Source organism: Pseudomonas sp. Colony2 (assembly GCF_019382755.1).
Lineage (GTDB): Bacteria > Pseudomonadota > Gammaproteobacteria > Pseudomonadales > Pseudomonadaceae > Aquipseudomonas.
The window spans coordinates 6820723-6840138 of sequence record NZ_CP080030.1; the positions used below are offsets into that span (position 1 = coordinate 6820723).

The 19416-nt window shown below is 59.2% G+C and carries 17 protein-coding genes; 2 read left to right on the forward strand and 15 right to left on the reverse strand.

Going from position 1 to position 19416, the window contains the following annotated elements; all coding sequences use genetic code 11:
- Positions 1-36 precede the first annotated feature (36 nt).
- From JV201_RS28010 to JV201_RS28030, 5 genes are all read right to left on the reverse strand, one after another.
- On the reverse strand, positions 37-1131 hold the full coding sequence (locus JV201_RS28010; protein WP_003213885.1) for a polyamine ABC transporter substrate-binding protein: 1095 nt from the start codon (positions 1129-1131) through the stop codon (positions 37-39).
- A 165-nt stretch (positions 1132-1296) separates the two neighbouring features.
- Complete coding sequence (locus JV201_RS28015; RefSeq protein WP_003213887.1) at positions 1297-2391, reverse strand: polyamine ABC transporter substrate-binding protein; 1095 nt, start codon at positions 2389-2391, stop codon at positions 1297-1299.
- Between the two features lie 207 nt (positions 2392-2598).
- Positions 2599-3963: an aspartate aminotransferase family protein gene (locus JV201_RS28020; RefSeq protein ID WP_003213889.1), complete on the reverse strand. Its 1365-nt coding sequence runs from the start codon at positions 3961-3963 to the stop codon at positions 2599-2601.
- Between the two features lie 58 nt (positions 3964-4021).
- Positions 4022-5380: a glutamine synthetase family protein gene (locus tag JV201_RS28025; protein WP_177054904.1), complete on the reverse strand. Its 1359-nt coding sequence runs from the start codon at positions 5378-5380 to the stop codon at positions 4022-4024.
- Positions 5381-5419: 39 nt separating this feature from the next.
- Positions 5420-6199: a gamma-glutamyl-gamma-aminobutyrate hydrolase family protein gene (locus JV201_RS28030; RefSeq protein WP_003213893.1), complete on the reverse strand. Its 780-nt coding sequence runs from the start codon at positions 6197-6199 to the stop codon at positions 5420-5422.
- A 278-nt stretch (positions 6200-6477) separates the two neighbouring features.
- On the opposite strand from JV201_RS28030, the gene JV201_RS28035 reads away from it, so the two are divergent.
- Positions 6478-7854, forward strand: a complete 1377-nt coding sequence (locus JV201_RS28035; protein WP_003213894.1) for a glutamine synthetase family protein — start codon at positions 6478-6480, stop codon at positions 7852-7854.
- A gap of 252 nt (positions 7855-8106) precedes the next feature.
- A complete protein-coding gene (locus JV201_RS28040) occupies positions 8107-8745 on the forward strand; it encodes a TetR/AcrR family transcriptional regulator (protein ID WP_003213896.1) in 639 nt (212 codons plus the stop codon).
- Positions 8746-8916: 171 nt separating this feature from the next.
- Here the strand turns inward: JV201_RS28040 and JV201_RS28045 are convergent, their stop codons facing one another.
- The 10 genes from JV201_RS28045 to argE all read right to left on the reverse strand — a co-directional run bounded on the left by JV201_RS28045 (position 8917) and on the right by argE (position 19356).
- Complete coding sequence (locus JV201_RS28045; RefSeq protein WP_003213899.1) at positions 8917-9132, reverse strand: molybdopterin-binding protein; 216 nt, start codon at positions 9130-9132, stop codon at positions 8917-8919.
- Between the two features lie 29 nt (positions 9133-9161).
- Positions 9162-9968, reverse strand: coding sequence for an aliphatic sulfonates ABC transporter ATP-binding protein (gene ssuB / locus JV201_RS28050; protein ID WP_003213901.1), 807 nt, complete (start codon positions 9966-9968; stop codon positions 9162-9164).
- Positions 9965-10753, reverse strand: a complete 789-nt coding sequence (ssuC, locus tag JV201_RS28055) for an aliphatic sulfonate ABC transporter permease SsuC (protein ID WP_008438905.1) — start codon at positions 10751-10753, stop codon at positions 9965-9967. Before ssuC ends, ssuB begins: the two co-directional genes overlap by 4 nt.
- Before the next feature lie 9 nt (positions 10754-10762).
- On the reverse strand, positions 10763-11911 hold the full coding sequence (gene ssuD, locus JV201_RS28060) for an FMNH2-dependent alkanesulfonate monooxygenase (protein ID WP_003213905.1): 1149 nt from the start codon (positions 11909-11911) through the stop codon (positions 10763-10765).
- 25 nt (positions 11912-11936) lie between these two features.
- A complete protein-coding gene (locus tag JV201_RS28065; RefSeq protein WP_003213907.1) occupies positions 11937-12905 on the reverse strand; it encodes a sulfonate ABC transporter substrate-binding protein in 969 nt (322 codons plus the stop codon).
- Positions 12906-13013: 108 nt separating this feature from the next.
- Positions 13014-13607: an NADPH-dependent FMN reductase gene (gene ssuE, locus JV201_RS28070; RefSeq protein ID WP_003213909.1), complete on the reverse strand. Its 594-nt coding sequence runs from the start codon at positions 13605-13607 to the stop codon at positions 13014-13016.
- A gap of 317 nt (positions 13608-13924) precedes the next feature.
- Positions 13925-14563: a peroxiredoxin gene (locus JV201_RS28075; RefSeq protein ID WP_003213910.1), complete on the reverse strand. Its 639-nt coding sequence runs from the start codon at positions 14561-14563 to the stop codon at positions 13925-13927.
- A gap of 273 nt (positions 14564-14836) precedes the next feature.
- A complete protein-coding gene (locus JV201_RS28080; protein WP_134327499.1) occupies positions 14837-16180 on the reverse strand; it encodes an OprD family porin in 1344 nt (447 codons plus the stop codon).
- 593 nt (positions 16181-16773) lie between these two features.
- Positions 16774-18072, reverse strand: coding sequence for an amino-acid N-acetyltransferase (argA, locus tag JV201_RS28085; RefSeq protein ID WP_003213914.1), 1299 nt, complete (start codon positions 18070-18072; stop codon positions 16774-16776).
- A gap of 135 nt (positions 18073-18207) precedes the next feature.
- Entirely contained in the window at positions 18208-19356 is a 1149-nt protein-coding gene (argE, locus tag JV201_RS28090) for an acetylornithine deacetylase (RefSeq protein ID WP_003213916.1), read from the reverse strand.
- Positions 19357-19416: the final 60 nt, after the last annotated feature.

The following is a 19416-nucleotide window of genomic DNA, read 5'->3' on the forward strand; positions in this document are numbered from 1 at the left end:
ATACGGGCCAGCCTTGGATAGTTTGAGCGTTAAGCCTTACTTGCCCGTCTTGACCTTGGTCCAGCTACGGGTCATCAAACGTTGCACTTTCGGGGGTAGCTCGAAGTTGACAAAAGTCCGGTCGAGAACCGCCTGCGGTGGGTAAACCGCTTCGTCGGTGCGTATCGATTGCTCCATCAGTTTGTCCGCCCCTGGGTTAGGGTTGGCGTAACCGACGTAATCACTGACCTGAGCGATCACTTCAGGTTTCAGCAAATAGTTGATGAAGGCGAGGGCCTCTTTGACGTTGGTGGCATCCTTGGGGATGGCCAGCACGTCGAACCACAGGTTGCCGCCTTCTTTCGGAATCACGTAGGCGATGTTCACGCCCTTGCCCGCCTCGGCTGCACGAGCCTTGGCCTGGAACACATCACCGGAGAAGCCGGCCGCCACGCAGATGTTGCCGTTGGCCAGGTCCGAGATGTATTTGGAAGAATGGAAGTAGGTCACATAGGGACGCACTTTCAGGAGTTTCTCTTCAGCCTTCTTGTAGTCTTCAGGGTTGGTGCTGTTGGGGTTGAGGCCCATGTAGTTGAGCACCGCCGGCAGCATTTCATCCGCCGAGTCCATGAACGACACACCGCACGTGGCCAGCTTCTTCATGTTTTCCGGCTCGAACAGCACGGCCCAAGAGTCGATATGGTCGACGCCCAATACTTCCTTGACCTTGTCGACGTTGTAGCCAATGCCGTTGGTGCCCCACAGATACGGCACGGCGTACTGGTTGCCCGGGTCGTTCTTTTCCAGACGCTTGAGCAGCGCCGGGTCGAGGTTGGCGTAGTGGGTCAGTTGCGACTTGTCGAGCTTCTGGAACGCGCCGGCCTTGATCTGCTTGCCGAGGAAGTGGTTCGACGGCACGACCACGTCATACCCGGTACGCCCGGCGAGCAACTTGCCTTCCAGGGTTTCGTTGGAATCAAACACGTCGTAGACCGGCTTGATGCCGGTGGCCTTTTCAAAGTTGGCCAGGGTGTCCGGGCCGATGTAGTCCGACCAGTTATAAATATGCACAGTCGGCGCGGCCTGCACGCTGACAGCCAGCGTGATACCTGCACCCACCAGCAAGGCTTTGCGAAATAAAGAAATTGGCAAGTGGAGGTCCTCTTAAATAGTTGGGCCCGAAGTTGTTGCCCGGCAACAAAACCGGCGCGCAACTTACCCTCGATAAACCGATCCGGCAAAACTTTCTGTCATTTAATTGTTTCGCTAACCACCGCGCGCATCGCGGCAGTTAGCAAAACAGGTATCAAAGCGGCTTTACTTGCCCGATTTGATTTTGGTCCAGCTGCGGGTCATTTCCCGCTGAGTAGCAGCCGGCAAGTCAGCAATGGCATACAGCTTGGCTTGCACGTCCGCTGGCGGATAAATGCCTGGGTCGCTGGTGATGTCTTTGTCGACCAACGCGGTAGCTTTCTCGTTACCGTTCGGGAAACGTACGCTGTTGGTAATGCCCGCCATGACTTCCGGCTTCAGCAGGTAGTTCATGAACTTGTAGGCAGCGTCGACGTTCTCGGCATCTTTAGGGATGGCGACCATGTCATAGAAGCTGCCGGCACCTTCTTTCGGAATGTCATAGGCAACCTTGACCTTGCCACCGGCTTCAGCCGCGCGGGACTTGGCCTGTTGCACGTCACCCGAATAACCCACGGCTACGCAGATGTTGCCGTTGGCCAGGTCGGAAATGTACTTGGACGAGTGGAAGTAGCCGATCGAAGGACGCAGCTTGAGGAACAGGGCCTCGGCTTGCTTGAGGTCTTCCTTCTTCTGGGTGTCGGTCGGCAGGCCCAGGTAATGCAGTGCCACTGGCAGCATTTCGGTTGGCGAATCGAGGAAGCTCACACCGCAGCCTTTGAGCTTGGCGAGGTTTTCCGGCTTGAGGATGGTGTCCCACGAGTCGATCTTGTCGATGCCCAGTGCGGCCTTGACCTTCTCCGGGTTGTAGCCGATGCCGATCGAGCCCCACATGTACGGGAAGGCGTGCTTGTTGTCCGGGTCGCTGATGGACACGGCTTTAAGCAGGGACTTGTTCAGGTTGTCGTAGTTCGACAGCTTGGACTTGTCCAGTTCCTGGTAAACACCGGCCTTGATCTGCTTGGCGAGGAAGTTGTTCGACGGCACGACAATGTCGTAGCCGGACTTGCCTGCCAACAACTTGGCTTCCAGGGTTTCGTTGGAGTCGAACACGTCATAGACCACCTTGATCCCGGACTCTTTTTCAAAGTTCGCGATGGTGTCCGGTGCGATGTAGTCGGACCAGTTATAAACGTGCAGCACTTTATCGTCGGCGTGTGCCGCGCCTGCCATGGCCCCCATCAGGGACAAGGCCAGGAGGGTCTTGCCAGCGTTCTTCAAACCTAATGCCTTCATTCGGTCATGCTCCAATTTTTTCTTTTTTGGGCCACGTTCGTTCTTTAATTACAACGTGTTTCGCAGCCCGTCTAAGGGCGACAAAACAGGGCGACAGTCTGGCAAGTTCAGGGGCCGGCTTTCAACCAATGCCCCGCTTTTCTAACACCCCAGAAGCAGCGCCCGACAGGCGCTGCGTTCTGAGCCTAGCATTTAGCCCTGCAATGCCGCCAAAGTCAGGTCCAGGCAGTGCCGCGCCTTGGTCACCAACTCGTCTATCTCGGCCTTGCTGATCACCAACGGTGGCGAAATGATCATGGTGTCGCCGACGGCGCGCATGATCAGGCCATTCTCGAAGCAGAACGTGCGGCAGATCATGCCAACACCACGGCCTTCATAACGCTTGCGCGTTGCCTTGTCCTGAACCAGTTCGATGGCACCGAGCATGCCCACACCGCGAACTTCCCCCACCAGCGGGTGATCAGCCAGTTCCCTCAAACGCTTTTGCAAATAGGGTGCCGTTTCGTCGTGCACGTGCTTAACAATTTGTTCATCGCGCATGATGCGGATGTTTTCCAGGGCTACCGCTGCCGCCACCGGGTGACCGGAATAGGTGAAGCCGTGGTTGAAATCACCGCCTTCGTTCAGCACGGCGACCACTTCGTCGCGCACGATCAGGCCGCCCATCGGGATGTAGCCGGAGGTCAGGCCCTTGGCGATGGTCATCATGTCGGGCTTGAGGCCGTAGAAATCGCTACCGAACCACTCACCGGTGCGGCCAAACCCACAGATCACTTCGTCAGCCACGAACAGGATGTCGTACTTGGCGAGGATTTCCTTGATGCGCGGCCAGTAGCTGTCTGGCGGCACGATCACCCCACCGGCACCCTGGATCGGCTCGGCAATAAAGGCACCGACGTTGTCCACGCCCAGTTCCAGGATCTTCTCTTCCAACTGGTTGGCCGCCCACACGCCGAATTCTTCCGGGCTCATGTCGCCGCCTTCGCCGAACCAGTAAGGCTGGGCGATGTGGACGATGCCCGGGATCGGCAAGTCGCCTTGTTCATGCATATAAGTCATGCCGCCCAGGCTGGCGCCGGCCACGGTTGAACCGTGGTAGCCATTCTTGCGGCTGATGATGGTTTTCTTGTTCGGCTGGCCTTTGATCGCCCAGTAGTGGCGGACCATACGCAGCATGGTGTCGTTGCCTTCGGAGCCGGAGCCGGTGAAGAACACGTGGTTCATGCCCTGCGGGGCGATATCGGAGATGGCTTTGGCCAGTTCCAGCACCGGCGGGTGGGCGGTCTGGAAGAACAGGTTGTAGTAAGGCAGTTCTTTCATCTGCTTGGCGGCCGCATCAGCCAGTTCATCGCGACCGTAACCGATCGCCACGCACCACAGGCCGGCCATGCCGTCGAGAATCTTGTTGCCTTCGCTGTCCCACAGGTAAACGCCGTGGGCTTTGGTGATGATCCGTGGGCCTTTCTCTTTCAATTGCTTGAAGTCGCTGAACGGCGCCAGGTGGTGATCGCTGCTCAAGGCTTGCCATTCACGGGTTTGCGGGTTGTTGCTGGACATACCAATCTCCTAGATGTTTCAGGTGAGGACGCGCCGTTTGAAGGGCGCGCCCGGCGCATCAGACGGCGAAGAGCAGGAATTCCCGCTCCCACGAACTGATCACGCGCTTGAAGTTTTCATGCTCGGCCCGCTTGACCGCGACGTAGCCTGTGATGAATTTTTGACCCAGGTATTTCTCGATGGTCTTGCTGTTTTCCATGCGTTCCAGGGCGTCTTCGATGGTCAGCGGCAGGCGCAGGTTGCGGCGCTCGTAACCACGGCCCACCACCGGCGCGCTTGGGCTGATGCCTTCGACCATGCCGATGTAGCCACACAGCAAGCTGGCGGCAATCGCCAGGTACGGGTTGGCGTCGGCGCCCGGCAGGCGGTTTTCCACTCGACGGTTTTGTGGGCCGGCGTCCGGTACGCGCAGGCCTACGGTGCGGTTCTCTTCGCCCCACTCCACGTTGACCGGCGCCGAGGTGTCGGGCAGGAAGCGGCGGAACGAGTTGACGTTAGGGGCGAACAGCGGCAGCAGCTCGGGGATGAACTTCTGCAGGCCGCCGATGTGGTGCAGAAACAGCTCGCTCTTGGTCCCGTCTTCATTGGAGAACACGTTCTTGCCGGTGGCGATATCGATGATGCTCTGGTGCAGGTGCATCGCGCTGCCGGGCTCGCCGGTCATGGGCTTGGCCATGAAGGTGGCCGCCACGTCGTGCTTGAGCGCCGCTTCGCGCATGGTGCGCTTGAACACCAGGATCTGGTCGGCCAGGGACAGTGCGTCGCCGTGACGGAAGTTGATTTCCATCTGCGCCGTGCCGTCTTCGTGGATCAACGTGTCGAGGTCCAGTTCCTGCAATTCGCACCAGTCGTAGACGTCTTCGAACAACGGGTCGAATTCGTTGGCCGCTTCTATAGAGAAGGACTGGCGGCCGGTCTCCGGGCGACCGGAACGGCCAATCGGCGGTTGCAGCGGGAAGTCCGGGTCTTCGCAGCGCTTGGTCAGGTAGAACTCCATCTCCGGCGCCACGATGGGCTGCCAGCCCTTGTCGGCGTAGAGCTTGAGGACTTTCTTGAGCACGTTGCGCGGCGACAGCTCGATCGGGTTGCCTTGCTTGTCGTAGGTGTCGTGGATCACCTGGGCCGTAGGCTCTATGGCCCAGGGCACGAGGTACACCGCGTTCTCGTCCGGGCGGCAGATCATGTCGATGTCGGCCGGGTCGAGCAATTCGTAATAGATGTCGTCTTCGACATAGTCGCCGGTCACGGTCTGCAACAGAACGCTTTCGGGCAGGCGCATGCCTTTTTCGGCGATGAACTTGTTGGTCGGCGAGATCTTGCCCCGGGTGATGCCGGTGAGGTCGCCAATCATGCATTCGACTTCTGTGATCTTGTGGTCTTTCAACCAATCGGTGAGCTGGTCGAGGTTGTTACTCATAAATGCCTCTGGGCTGTGTTTCCTGACATCCATTAAAGGTCAGGCGTAAGTTGACGCAGCATCCGCGTCGCGTTGCATCACCCGCTTTCGACAGGCATTGCCAAATGCCTGGAAGATTGCGAGGTAGTGCGGGTTAGAGCTTACCTGCCATTCGGGGTGCCATTGCACTCCTAAAGCAAAAGCCTTGCCCGCGGGCACTGAAAAGCCTTCGATCAGGCCATCCGGCGCGGTGGCCTCGACCTGGAAACCGGCCGCCAGGCGATCAATGCCCTGTGAATGAATCGAGTTGACCTGGATCGTCGACGGCAAGCCCAGGCTTGCCAATACCCCATTCGGGGAGATGGTTACCGGATGTGCCGGACCGTACTGGATGTCCAGCGGCTGGGTGTCGTCTTCGCGGTGATCCATCATGCCCGGCACTTCATGAACCTTCTGGTGCAGGCTGCCGCCAAACGCCACGTTCATTTCCTGGAAGCCACGGCAAATCCCAAGTACCGGAACGCCGGCCGCTATGGCTGCACGCAGCAGCGGCAGGGTGGTTTGGTCCCGTGCAGAATCATGAGCAGTCCCGGGCGCGCTGGCCGGACCGTCGTAGTGAAAGGGTTCGATATTGGAAGGTGAGCCGGTAAATAGAATGCCGTCCAGGCCGTCAAGAATATTGGCCGGGTCGAGCAGATCCGCCAGGGACGGAATAATCAACGGCAAGCCCTTGGCAGCGGTGGCCACTGCACGGACGTATTTGTCGCCACTGATGTGATAAGCATGCAGACCGACCTGTTTGGAGCAGGCGGTGACGCCGATTAACGGCAGGCGAGACATGAAGCACCCCGGTATTATTGCTGTTATGGGTTTGAATCGAGCTTAGCCTTGTTCATTTTTTTACACAACACCCCCGTAAAAAATACAACACGGCCCGCTCAAACGTGCTGGTTCCAAGAGCCCCAATCCCAAAAAATTGCCCCAAAAAGCCCCAAAAAAGCCCTCACGGCGCTTTTTTAGGGCAAAAAAGGCCTCGCTTGACTTCGGCATGCCGTTCGGGTTGACTGAAACCCGAAGAGATCAATGATTGATATTTTTAACAACAAAGGTGTTGCATCATGTCGGTACCCCCGCGTGCCGTTCAGCTTAACGAAGCGAACGCGTTCCTTAAGGATCATCCTGAGGTTCTGTACGTAGACCTTCTAATTGCGGATATGAATGGTGTGGTGCGCGGCAAGCGCATCGAACGCACCAGCCTCCACAAGGTTTACGAGAAGGGCATTAACCTGCCTGCCTCTCTATTTGCCCTGGATATCAACGGCTCAACGGTGGAAAGCACCGGCCTGGGTCTGGACATCGGTGATGCTGACCGAATCTGTTATCCAATCCCCGACACCCTGTGCAATGAACCCTGGCAAAAGCGCCCAACCGCGCAACTGCTGATGACCATGCACGAACTCGAAGGTGAACCTTTCTTCGCCGATCCTCGCGAAGTACTCCGCCAAGTTGTAAGCAAATTTGACGACCTCGGTCTGACCATCTGCGCCGCATTCGAGCTGGAGTTCTACCTGATTGACCAGGAGAACGTGAATGGCCGGCCACAACCGCCCCGCTCGCCGATCTCCGGCAAACGCCCGCACTCGACACAGGTCTACCTGATCGACGACCTCGACGAATATGTCGACTGCCTCCAGGACATTCTGGAAGGTGCAAAAGAGCAAGGCATCCCTGCCGACGCCATCGTCAAGGAAAGTGCCCCGGCGCAGTTCGAAGTGAACCTGCACCACGTTGCCGACCCTATAAAGGCCTGCGACTACGCGGTACTGCTCAAGCGCTTGATCAAGAACATCGCCTACGACCATGAGATGGACACCACCTTCATGGCCAAGCCTTACCCGGGCCAGGCAGGCAACGGCCTACACGTGCACATTTCGATCCTGGACAAGGACGGCAAGAACATCTTTGCCAGCGAGGATCCCGAGCAGAACGCCGCATTGCGTCACGCGATCGGCGGTGTGCTGGAGACCCTACCCGCCCAAATGGCGTTCCTGTGCCCTAACGTCAACTCCTACCGTCGTTTCGGCGCACAGTTTTACGTGCCGAACTCGCCGTGCTGGGGCCTGGATAACCGCACCGTGGCGATTCGCGTACCGACCGGCTCGTCCGACGCTGTACGTATCGAACACCGTGTGGCCGGGGCTGATGCCAACCCTTACCTGCTGATGGCTTCGGTATTGGCGGGCGTGCATCACGGCCTGACCAACAAGATCGAGCCTGGCGCACCGGTGGAAGGCAACAGCTACGAGCAGAACGAACAGAGCCTGCCGAACAACCTGCGTGATGCCCTGCGCGAGTTGGACGACAGCGAGGTGATGGCCAAGTACATCGATCCTAAATACATCGATATCTTCGTCGCCTGTAAGGAAAGTGAGCTGGAGGAGTTCGAACACTCCATCTCCGACCTTGAGTACAACTGGTACCTGCATACCGTGTAAGCGGTTGCCGGGCTAAAAAGAACGCCGCAGGCCTTTGGCCTACGGCGTTTTTTTATGGCTGTGGTGGCGAGGGAGCTTGCTCCCGCCGGGCTGCGAAGCGGCCCCAATAAGAACACCGGGTTCTTTCAGGCGGAACCGAGGTGCAGGTCTTGGGCCTGCTGCGCAGTCCAGCGGGAGCAAGCTCCCTCGCCACAGGGTATGGATCATCCAGTGGCTCTGCGTACAATGCCCGCTGCCCTGTAGGAGACTTCAATGAATCGCCCTGCCACTCCTCGCAAACCCCGCGCCCGCAGCCAGGCCCGGATCGACGCGATCCTCGATGCCGCCCGCACCTTGCTGGCCGCCGAAGGCGTGGCCAGCCTGTCGATCTACAGCGTGGCCGAGCGGGCGCAGATTCCACCGTCATCGGTGTATCACTTCTTCGCCAGCGTGCCGGCGTTGCTGGAGGCGCTGACCGCTGACGTTCATGCGGCCTTTCGCGCGGCCATTCAGGCGCCCATCGATCATGATTCACTCAAGCACTGGCGCGACCTGTCCTGCGTGGTGGAGCAGCGCATGCTCAGCATCTACAGCAACGACGCCGCCGCCCGCCAATTGATCCTGGCCCAGCACGGGTTGACCGAAGTGACACAGGCCGACCGCCAGCACGACCTGGAGCTGGGAAACCTGATGTTTGAGGTGTTCAACCGGCACTTTGAGGTGCCGAGCCTGCCCGCCGATGTCGACGTGTTTGCCCTGGCCCTGGAACTGAGCGACCGCGTCTACGCGCGCTCGGTGCATCAGCACGGGCAAATCACCCCGCGCATGGCCGAGGAAGGCATGCGGGTGTTTGATGCGTATGTGGGGCTTTATCTGCCGGCGTTCTTGCCCAAGCGGGTGGCTGCGCTCTGATTTTTTGTTGCCTGTCCGGGCCTCTTCGCGAGCAAGCCCGCTCCCACATTCGACCGTATTCCAAAGGTAGAGCTCGGTCAAATGTGGGAGCGGGCTTGCTCGCGAAAGCAATCTTGAGAACGACAAAAACCCCGACAGGCTTTCACCTTCGGGGTTTGTGCGAACCATTGATCACAACTTGGCGATCGACACCTCGGTGGATTTCACGAAGGCAATCACTTCACTGCCGATCACCAGTTCCAGCTCTTTCACCGAGCGGGTGGTGATCACGGAAGTGACGATACCGGACGCGGTCTGTACGTCGATTTCCGACAGCACGTCGCCTTCGACGATTTCCTTGATGGTGCCTTTGAACTGGTTACGCACGTTGATGGCTTTGATAGTCATGGTCGTTCTTCCTGTGTAAGACAAGTGAGTTATTGAGCCCAACGCAATTGCGTAGGCAGCGGTGAAACAGGTTCGGGTTCCGGCGGGGTGCCGGGCAGCGACAACACACGGTTAAGCACTTCGGTTTCCAGCGCCGCCAGGCGGTGGGAGCCACGCACCCGCGGACGTGGGAGTTCCACGTGCAGGTCGAGGCCGATTTCGCCGTCTTCGATCAAAATCACCCGATCGGCAATGGCCACGGCTTCGCTGACGTCGTGGGTCACCAGCAACACGGTGAAGCCGTGCTTCTGCCAGAGGTTCTCGATCAGTTGCTGCATCTCGATCCGGGTCAGGGCATCCAGCGCTCCCAGCGGTTCGTCCAGCAGCAACAGGCGCGGTTGGTGGATCAGGGCGCGGGCCAGGGCCACGCGCTGCTTCTGGCCACCGGACAACGCCGCCGGCCACTCATTGGCGCGCTCGGCCAGGCCGACCGCTTCCAGCGCTTCCAGTGCCTGCGGGCGCCAGTTGCCCTTGAGGCCAAGGCCCACGTTGTCGATGATCTTTTTCCACGGCAGCAGGCGCGCTTCCTGGAACATCAACCGCGTGTCTTCAATCGCTTCGCTCAGCGGCGCGGAGCCGGCGAGCAGTTCGCCGCCGCTGGCTTTGTCCAGCCCGGCCAGCAGGCGCAGCAAGGTACTTTTGCCGCAGCCACTGCGGCCCACGACCGCCACGAATTGACCGGCAGGAATATGCAGGTCGATTTCCTTCAGCACTTCCCGCGAACCGAAAGCCTTGCGCAACTTGCGCACTGCCAGGGGAATGCCCCGCAGCAGGCGTGGAGGTTGTTGAGCGGTCATGCCGCACCTCCTTTATTCACTTGATAAGCCGGGTGCCAGCGCAGCCAGACTCGCTCCAGGCCTCGCGCCGCCAGGTCTGCCAGCTTGCCGAGGACCGCGTAAAGCACGATCGCCAGAACCACCACGTCGGTCTGCAGGAATTCCCGGGCGTTCATCGCCAGGTAGCCGATACCGGAACTGGCGGAGATGGTTTCCGCGACGATCAACGTCAGCCACATAAAGCCCAGCGCGAAGCGCACGCCCACCAGAATCGAAGGCAAGGCGCCCGGCAAAATCACTTGGCGAAACAGGCTGAAACCGGACAGGCCATAACTGCGGGCCATTTCCACCAGCGCCGGGTCGACGTTGCGGATGCCGTGGTAAGTATTGAGATAGATCGGGAACAGCGTGCCGAGGGCGACCAGGAATATCTTCGCCGTCTCGTCGATGCCGAACCACAGGATCACCAGCGGGATCAGCGCCAGGTGCGGCACGTTGCGGATCATCTGCACCGAGCTGTCCAGCAGGCGTTCACCCCAGGTCGACAGGCCGGTGATAAACCCCAGGGTCAGGCCGATGCTGCCGCCGATCACAAAGCCCAGGCCCGCACGCCAGCCGCTGATGGCCAGGTGGGTCCAGATTTCGCCGCTACGCACCAGGCTGACACCCGCTTCGATCACCGCGCTGGGTGCCGGCAGAATGCGCGTCGACAACCAGCCGGCCGAGACGGACAGCTGCCATACCGCCAGCAACAGGATCGGCAGCGCCCAGGGCGCCAATCGATGACTTAACTTTTCAAGGTTCATGGCGGCGCCTCAGCTCTGGGACGCAGCTTTGGGAAGAATGTCGTTGGCGACCATTTCGCCGAACGGGCTGACGTAGCCGGCGCCTTTCGGCAACTCGGGACGCTCGATGTCGAGATGCGGGAACAGCAACTCCGCTACGCGATACGACTCTTCCAGGTGTGGGTAGCCGGAGAAGATAAAGGTGTCGATACCGAGGTCCGCGTATTCCTTCACCCGCGCGGCCACGGTCGGGCCATCGCCCACGAGTGCAGTGCCGGCGCCACCGCGTACCAGGCCTACGCCCGCCCACAGGTTGGGGCTGACTTCCAGGTTGTCGCGGCTGCCGCCGTGCAAGGCGGCCATGCGTTGCTGGCCTACGGAATCAAAGCGCGACAACGACGCCTGGGCGCGGGCGATGGTTTCATCGTCCACGTGGGAGATCAGTTTGTCGGCGGCCTGCCAGGCTTCGGCGTTGGTTTCACGCACGATCACATGCAGGCGAATGCCGAAGCGCAGGGTACGCCCGAGCTTGGCGGCCTTGGCGCGAACCTGTGCAATCTTTTCCGCCACCGCGGCCGGTGGCTCGCCCCAGGTCAGGACCATTTCCACTTGTTCGGCTGCCAGGTCCTGGGCCGCTTCGGAGGAGCCACCGAAATACAGCGGCGGGCGCGGTTGCTGGATCGGCGGATAGAGCAACTTGGCGCCTTTGACGCTGATGTGCTGGCCGTCGTAATCGACGGTCTCGCCTTCCAGTACGCGGCGCCAGATGCGGGTGAACTCCACCGACGCCTGGTAACGCTCTTCATGGCTCAGGAACAAACCGTCGCCGGCCAATTCATCCGGGTCTCCACCGGTCACCAGGTTGAACAACGCCCGGCCGCCGGACAGACGATCCAGGGTCGCGGCCTGACGCGCAGCCACCGTCGGGGAAATGATCCCGGGGCGCAGCGCGACAAGGAATTTCAAGCGTTGGGTCACCGGGATCAGCGACGCCGCCACCAGCCACGAATCTTCGCAGGAGCGGCCGGTGGGGATCAGTACCCCGCCGAAGCCAAGGCGGTCGGCCGCCTGGGCCACTTGCTGCAAGTAACCGTGATCAACGGCGCGAGCGCCTTCGGCGGTGCCAAGGTAATGGCCGTCGCCGTGGGTAGGCAGAAACCAGAAAATATTGAGGCTCATGGAGTTGTCTCCTGAAGAAGTCGGATTACGGCGCTTTGGCAACGGCGGCAGGTGGTGTCCAGATCACGTCCTTGATGCTCAAGGGTTTGGGGATCAATTTGAGTTGGTAGAAGCTGTCGGCGATTTTCTGCTGCGCCGCGATCACTTCAGGCGTCAGGAACTGCGCACCGTAGCCCTGGCGTTTTACCGAGGTCAGGGTGATGTCAGCCGGCAGGCCCAGCAGCGGAGCAACTTGTTCGGTGACTTGTTCCGGGTTGGCCTTGGACCATTCGCCCACGGCGCGGACTTCTTCCACCAGCGTCTTGATCACTTCAGGGTGTTTTTCGGCGTACGGCTTGGTGGCCAGGTAGAACTGATGGTTGTCGGCAATGCCGGTGCCGTCACGCAGGGTGCGGGCTTGCAGTTGCTTCTCGGCGGCTGCCTGGTACGGGTCCCAGATCACCCAGGCATCGACGCTGCCACGCTCGAACGCGGCGCGGGCATCGGCGGGCGGCAGGAACACGGTCTGCACGTCGGTGTATTTCAGGCCGGCATCTTCCAGGGCACGTACCAGCAGGTAATGCACGTTGGAGCCTTTATTGAGGACGACTTTCTTGCCCTTGAGGTCTTGCACCGATTTGATCGGCGAGTCTTTCGGTACCAGGATCGCTTCGCTGGTAGGCGCCGGCGGTTCATAGGCGACGTAGAGCAGATCGGCACCGGCAGCCTGGGCGAACACTGGCGGGGTTTCACCCGTCACGCCGAAGTCGATGGAGCCTACGTTCAATCCTTCCAGCAGCTGCGGGCCGCCGGGAAACTCGGTCCACTGCACTTGCACGCCCTGCTCGGCCAGGCGCTTTTCCAGCGAACCCTTGGCCTTGAGCAGCACCAGGGTGCCGTATTTCTGATAGCCGATCCGCAAGGTTTCGGCGGCCTGGGCTTGAACAATGGCACCGAAGGACACAGCCGCAGCAAACAGTGCGACCAGACCACGACGCAAGATGACAGTGCGCATGGCGCTCTCTCCAAATATACGATTAGGGGGTTGGCTGCACCTGCTTGGCCGTTGGCGGCTGAGTAAGGTGAGTAGTACTTGTCGAATTCAGGTAAAGCTGGGTAAGGCTTAAATGCTCCAGCGAGCACTCAACAAACGTTCATTCAACACATTGGGGTCAAGGGGTTTCGGGCGGCGGGCCATGGCGCTGTAGAACGTCTCCAAAGCCTCGCTCAAGCGTTGTTCCAGCACCGGCACCAGTTGCGCCTGGGCGCTGCCTTCGCCGTAGGCGATCTGGCTGTCTTCGGCGAAAATCCCGTGGAGCAATTCCTGGGCTTTCAATGCCGACAGCACCGGCTTCAGCGCGTAGTCCACCGCGAGCATGTGGGCGATGCTGCCGCCGGTGGCCATCGGCAACACTATTTTGTGGGCCAGGGCGCGTTCAGGCAGCAGGTCGAGGATGGTTTTCAGCGCGCCGGAAAACGAAGCCTTGTACACCGGCGTGGCAATCACCAGGCCATCGGCGTTCGCCACTTGCTGCAACAGGTCGATGATTTTCGGGCTATCGAACCGCGCGTGCAGCAAGTCTTCGGCCGGGAAGTCCCGTATCTGATAACTCACCACTTCCACGCCTTGTTGCTGCAACCAGTTGCGGGTGTGATCCAGCAAGACCCCGGACCGGGAACGTTGGCTGGGGCTACCACCAAGTGTTACGACCAGCATGTAGGAAATTCCTTTGGAAAGTGTCGGCGGTTCGCTATGTGGCGATGGCGCCAAGATGGGACAGACCATATCAGCCAATTTATATATCTATAAATCTTATTTTTTCATTTGTTTATTCTTTAAATGCATATGCTGCCGACTAAATCGCAGGCATAAAAAAAGGCCGTCGAAACGGCCGTAAAACCCCTGCTATGTGAGACTTGAAATGCGCGCAAGTGTGGGAGCGGGCTTGCTCGCGAAAGCGGTGTGTCATTCAAAGATGCATCAACTGACAGTGCGCATTCGCGAGCAAGCCCGCTCCCACATGTGGTTGTGTGTCAGCGATTCGGTTGAGGGGTGAGCCGCAGGTACGGCTTCACCGCCCGGTAACCCTTCGGAAAGCGTTTCTTGATCTCTTCCTCGTCCTTGAGCGACGGCACGATCACCACTTCGTCACCGTCCTGCCAGTTGGCCGGGGTCGCGACTTTGTGGTTGTCGGTCAGTTGCAGCGAGTCGATCACCCGCAGGATTTCGTGGAAGTTGCGACCGGTGCTGGCCGGGTAGGTGATGGTCAGGCGAATCTTTTTGTTCGGATCAATCACGAACAGTGAACGCACGGTAAGGGTGTCACTGGCATTCGGGTGGATCAGGTCGTACAGGTCGGAGACCTTGCGGTCAGCGTCGGCCAGGATCGGGAAGTTGACGATGGTGTTCTGGGTTTCGTTGATGTCTTCGATCCACTTGTGGTGGGAGTCCACCGGGTCCACCGACAGCGCAATGGCCTTGACGCCCCGCTTGGCGAATTCATCCTTGAGCTTGGCGGTGAAACCCAGCTCGGTGGTGCACACCGGGGTGAAGTCCGCCGGGTGGGAAAAAAGCACACCCCAGCTATCGCCCAGCCACTCGTGGAAGCGAATCTTGCCGGCGCTGGAATCCTGTTCAAAGTCGGGGGCGATGTCGCCCAGTCTGAGGCTCATGGTGTGGCTCCTGATGAGTGCTTATGGAGCCCACTGTGCCTGTGTCGCGGATTATTTAAAAAGAATAAATATCGATTTATCTAGACGATAAAGGAATATTAAAAATCTGTTCATTGGACTTGGCAACGGGCGTGGATCAACATCCGCTTCAAGGTTCGAGAAGGCCTTGAGACGCTGTACAAAGAGGGGTTCAGGACGGGCTTGCGGGGGTTGAGCCCGGCTTGAAAAGTAAAGCACCCTGCCCGGCATTGCGCCGGGCAAGGTTTTACGCTCTTACAACAGCGGGATCGAGTAGCTGACGATCAGGCGGTTTTCGTCCTGGTCACGAGTCGCAACATCGGTGCGCCACATTGCGTTTTTCCACGCAACGCCGAGGTTTTTCAGCGGGCCTTCTGGAACAACGTAAGCCAGAGTCAAGTCGCGCTCCCACTCGGTTTTGTCACCGGTGGTAGTCTGGATGTTGCTGCCCTTGAGGTAGACAACACCAGCGGTCAGGCCTGGCAGGCCGACTTTGGCGAAGTCATACGCGTAACGAGCTTGCCAGGTGCGTTCGCCAGCACGGGCAAATTTCTGGATTTGCATGTCGGTGGTGGTGCTGTTCGACGAACCGTCACCTTGGTTCAGCCAAGGGAAGTCACTGTCGCCCTTGGTGTACTGGTAACCGCCACCAAAAGTGTGGCCGTTAACCGAATACAGTGCCAGGTAGCTGTACAGGTCGTTGTCAACCTTGCCGCTGGTCGCAGGGCGGGCACCGTCGGTGTAGTAACCCGAGGTGTAGTAGCCAGCGGTATTGGCATTCGCGCCATTATCGCGGCTGCGGTAGTAACGCAGATCGCTTTTCAGCACGCCCGGGCCGATTGCCCAGTTGTGTACCAGACCCAGGAAGTTCTGGGAGTAGAAGTCTTTCAGCTCGCCAAAGTAGTACGAAGCGGTCAGATCCTTGGTGATCTTGTAGTCAGCACCGGCGTAGTAGAACTTGTTGCTGAATTTGCCGGTGTCATAGTTGGAGCTTTTGTTCGCGCCAGCAATCGACAGGTTTTCGTTGTTGCTGGAGTTACGGCCCTTGGCGGACTCGATTTGGCCAGCAGTCAGAGTCAAGTCTTTGATTTCGTTAGAAACGATCTCGCCGCCCTGGAAGGTCTGAGGCAACAGGCGACCGTCGTTGGTCTTGATCACCGGGTTGTTTGGCTGCAGGGTGCCCAATTTTGCCACGGTCTGGGAGATTTTGACCTTGCCGGTCACACCCAGGCTGGCGAAATCATTGACTGCCTTATTGCCGTCGCTCGGGAACACAGTGCCGCCCGAAGCGGTGCCGCTGTAGTTACCGTGATTTGCGCGGCTGGAGTCCAGACGCAGGCCATACAGGCCAATAGCGTCAACACCGAACTGAACAGTGCCTTGGGTGAAACCCGAGATGAAACGCAGATCGAAGCCTTGGCCCCATTCGGCGTTTTTGCTGCGGCTGCTGGATGTTGGAGCACCATCACGGTTATCCGTGTTGATGTAGAAGTTACGCAGACCCAGTGTTGCCTTGCTGTCTTCGATAAAACCTGCGGCGCCTGCTTGCTGGGCGATTGCACCCAGGGTCACAGCCAACGCCAATGTCGACTTCTTCATGTACCGCTCCTCTCATTTCTAATTTTTGTATTTCTTAGGTCTCGGGTCTGACGCCCTCGATCCACAGATGCGCGATTAGCACCGGATAGTGACTGACAAGTCAATCGTAACCTTGTGTGTCTACTACTTTCGTCTAACCGCAGTTAATTTGGTCCTTGCAGGGTAATGAGTTTTTCATACACCCAAAAAGAATTGTTTCGTCCTTTTTCATACCATTCAGGAATATCGCTTTCCATGGGACGGTCAAGCCGACAGGCGATGCCGCTCCATAAGCGTTTTCCGAAAGAGTATGTCTTTGCGCTTTTTTAGATCGTTTTGTGTTGACCAAACGGGGTCATACGTCACTCACGATCAAAAACGCGACGCCATCATGGCCAAACGCACATCATTCCGTCAATTTGTTACAGTTTTTGTATCGATGAAACTTTTCTGCCGTCCCAACAATCCACCTCACCGTACCCGGTGATAATGTCACTTTGATGTCAGTTATGTGTATAAATCGGCAAACCCTGTGTTCAGGGCCGATGCATCCGCCGAGGAGCATGACTCGCCGAAGTGACAGGCGAGAGGATTGCCCCCTCGCCCCTTCAGGCTTACAACGCCTTTTCGAAAATCTTCGAATTACGCTGATAGTTGTATAACGACGCCCGCGCCGACGGCAGGCGATCCACCGTGCTCGGCACAAAACCACGTTCGCGGAACCAGTGGGCGGTACGGGTCGTCAGCACGAAGAGCGTCTTCAAACCCTGGGCCCGGGCACGGGTCTCGATGCGCTCCAGCAGTTCGTCACCGCGACCGCCATGGCGGTACTCCGGGTTCACGGCCAGGCACGCCAGCTCGCCTGCGTCGGAGTCGGCTATCTGATACAGCGCCGCACAGGCGATGATCATGCCTTCACGTTCCACCACGCTGAACTGCTCGATTTCCCGCTCCAGCACTTCCCGGGAACGACGCACCAGAATCCCCTGCTCTTCCAGCGGGCTGATCAGGTCCAGCAACCCGCCGACGTCTTCAATCGCCGCTTCGCGCACCAGTTCGAACTGTTCCTGGGCCACCAGCGTACCGCCGCCATCCCGGGTGAACAGCTCGGTCAGCAAGGCACCATCTTCGGCATAACTGACAATGTGGCTGCGCCCTACGCCGCCACGGCAAGCCTCGGCGGCCGCGTCCAGCAATTCGGCCTGGTAGTTGTTGCCCAGGCGTTGCAGGTGCGCGGGCACCTGTTGCGGCCGCAATTCACGCACCAGGCGGCCGTGCTCGTCGATCAGGCCGAGATCGGCACCGAACAGCAGCAACTTGTCCGCGCCCAGGTCGATGGCCGCGCGGGTGGCGACGTCTTCACAGGCGAGGTTGAAGATTTCGCCGGTAGGCGAGTAGCCCAGCGGCGAAAGCAGCACGATGGAACGCTCGTCCAGCAGGCGGTTGATGCCCTTGCGGTCGACCCGGCGCACTTCGCCGGTGTGGTGATAGTCGACGCCTTCAAGCACACCGATCGGGCGCGCCGTCACCAGGTTGCCGCTGGCCACACGCAGGCGCGAGCCCTGCATCGGCGAGGACGCCATGTCCATCGACAACCGCGCTTCGATGGCGATACGCAGATGGCCGACCGCATCGATCACGCACTCCAGGGTTGCGGCATCGGTGATGCGCAAGCCTTCGTGGTAAGCCGGGGTCAGGCCGCGGGCGGCGAGGCGGGTTTCAATTTGCGGGCGCGAACCGTGGACCAGCACCAGTCGCACGCCCAGGCTGTGGAGCAGCACCAGGTCGTGGACGATATTGCCGAAGTTCGGGTGCTCTACACCATCGCCCGGCAGCATGACGACAAAAGTGCAATCCCGGTGGGCATTGATGTAAGGCGAAGCGTGACGAAGCCAATTGACGTATTCGGGCATAAAAACCTGGGCCTGTAATAAAAAGCAGCCAAAAATGGATGAATCGCAAAACGCACAGCGGGCTGTTGGTTATCGTCGGAACAGGCTTGGCGACACGCTCGCTCTCCTTCTATGTACGGATGGGCAGGGGTTAATTTATGCAGGTGTCAGGCAGTAATGTTGAATCAGTTCACGCAATAGACGCACTGTAGGCGTCAAGCGTGACATTTCAAGGTACTCGCCTGGCTGGTGGGCGCAGGCGATATCGCCAGGGCCAAGCACCAGGGTCTCGCAACCAAGGCGCTGAAGATAAGGCGCTTCGGTGCCGAACGCCACTGCTTCGGCGCGATGACCGGTAAGTCGTTCAGCTACCCGCACCAACTCTGCATCCTCGGCCTGCTCGAACGGCGGCACTTCGGGGAACAGCGGCGCATAGTCGATCTTCACCTGATGGCGCTCGGCCAAGGGTTCAAGCTTCTGCCGGATGGCAGCGCGCAGCACCTGGGGATCCATGCCCGGCAGGGGCCGCAGGTCGAATTCCAGGGAGCATTGGCCGCAGATGCGGTTGGGGTTGTCGCCACCGTGGATGCAGCCGAAGTTCATGGTCGGCTGTGGCACGCTGAACTGCGGATTGCGGTATTCGCGCTGCCAGGCCAGGCGCAGGCCACGCAGCTCGCCGATGGCGTCGTGCATGGCTTCGAGGGCGCTGTGGCCCAGGCTTGGATCCGACGAATGGCCGCTGCGCCCGAGAATATCGATGCGCTCCATCATTACGCCCTTGTGCAGGCGGATGGGTTTGAGGCCGGTCGGCTCGCCGATCACCGCCGCGCGGCCTAAAGGACGGCCCGCCTCGGCCAGCGCCCGAGCGCCGGCCATGGAGCTTTCTTCATCGCAGGTGGCAAGAATCAGCAGCGGTTGCTTGAAAGGCTGGTCGAGCAACGGCTGGACGGCTTCGATCACCAGGGCGAAAAAGCCCTTCATGTCACAGCTGCCCAGTCCTACCCAGCGGCCGTCGACTTCCGTCAGCTTGAGCGGATCGGTCTGCCATAGGGCGCCGTCGTACGGCACGGTGTCACTGTGGCCCGCCAGCACCAGGCCGCCAGGGCCGGTGCCGAAACTGGCCAACAGGTTGAATTTGCCTGGGCTGACCTGCTGGATGTCGCAGGCAAAGCCCAGGTCTGCCAGCCAGGTGGCGAGCAAATCGATGACCGGGCGGTTGGATTGGTCGAGAGAGGCCTGGGTACAACTGACCGAAGGCGCGGCAATCAGCGCGGCGAATTGTTCTTTCATGGACGGTAAAGGCATGCGCTGTCTCTCAACTTCCCGGACGAACCCCATCATAGAGCTATCTGAGTGACACAATAA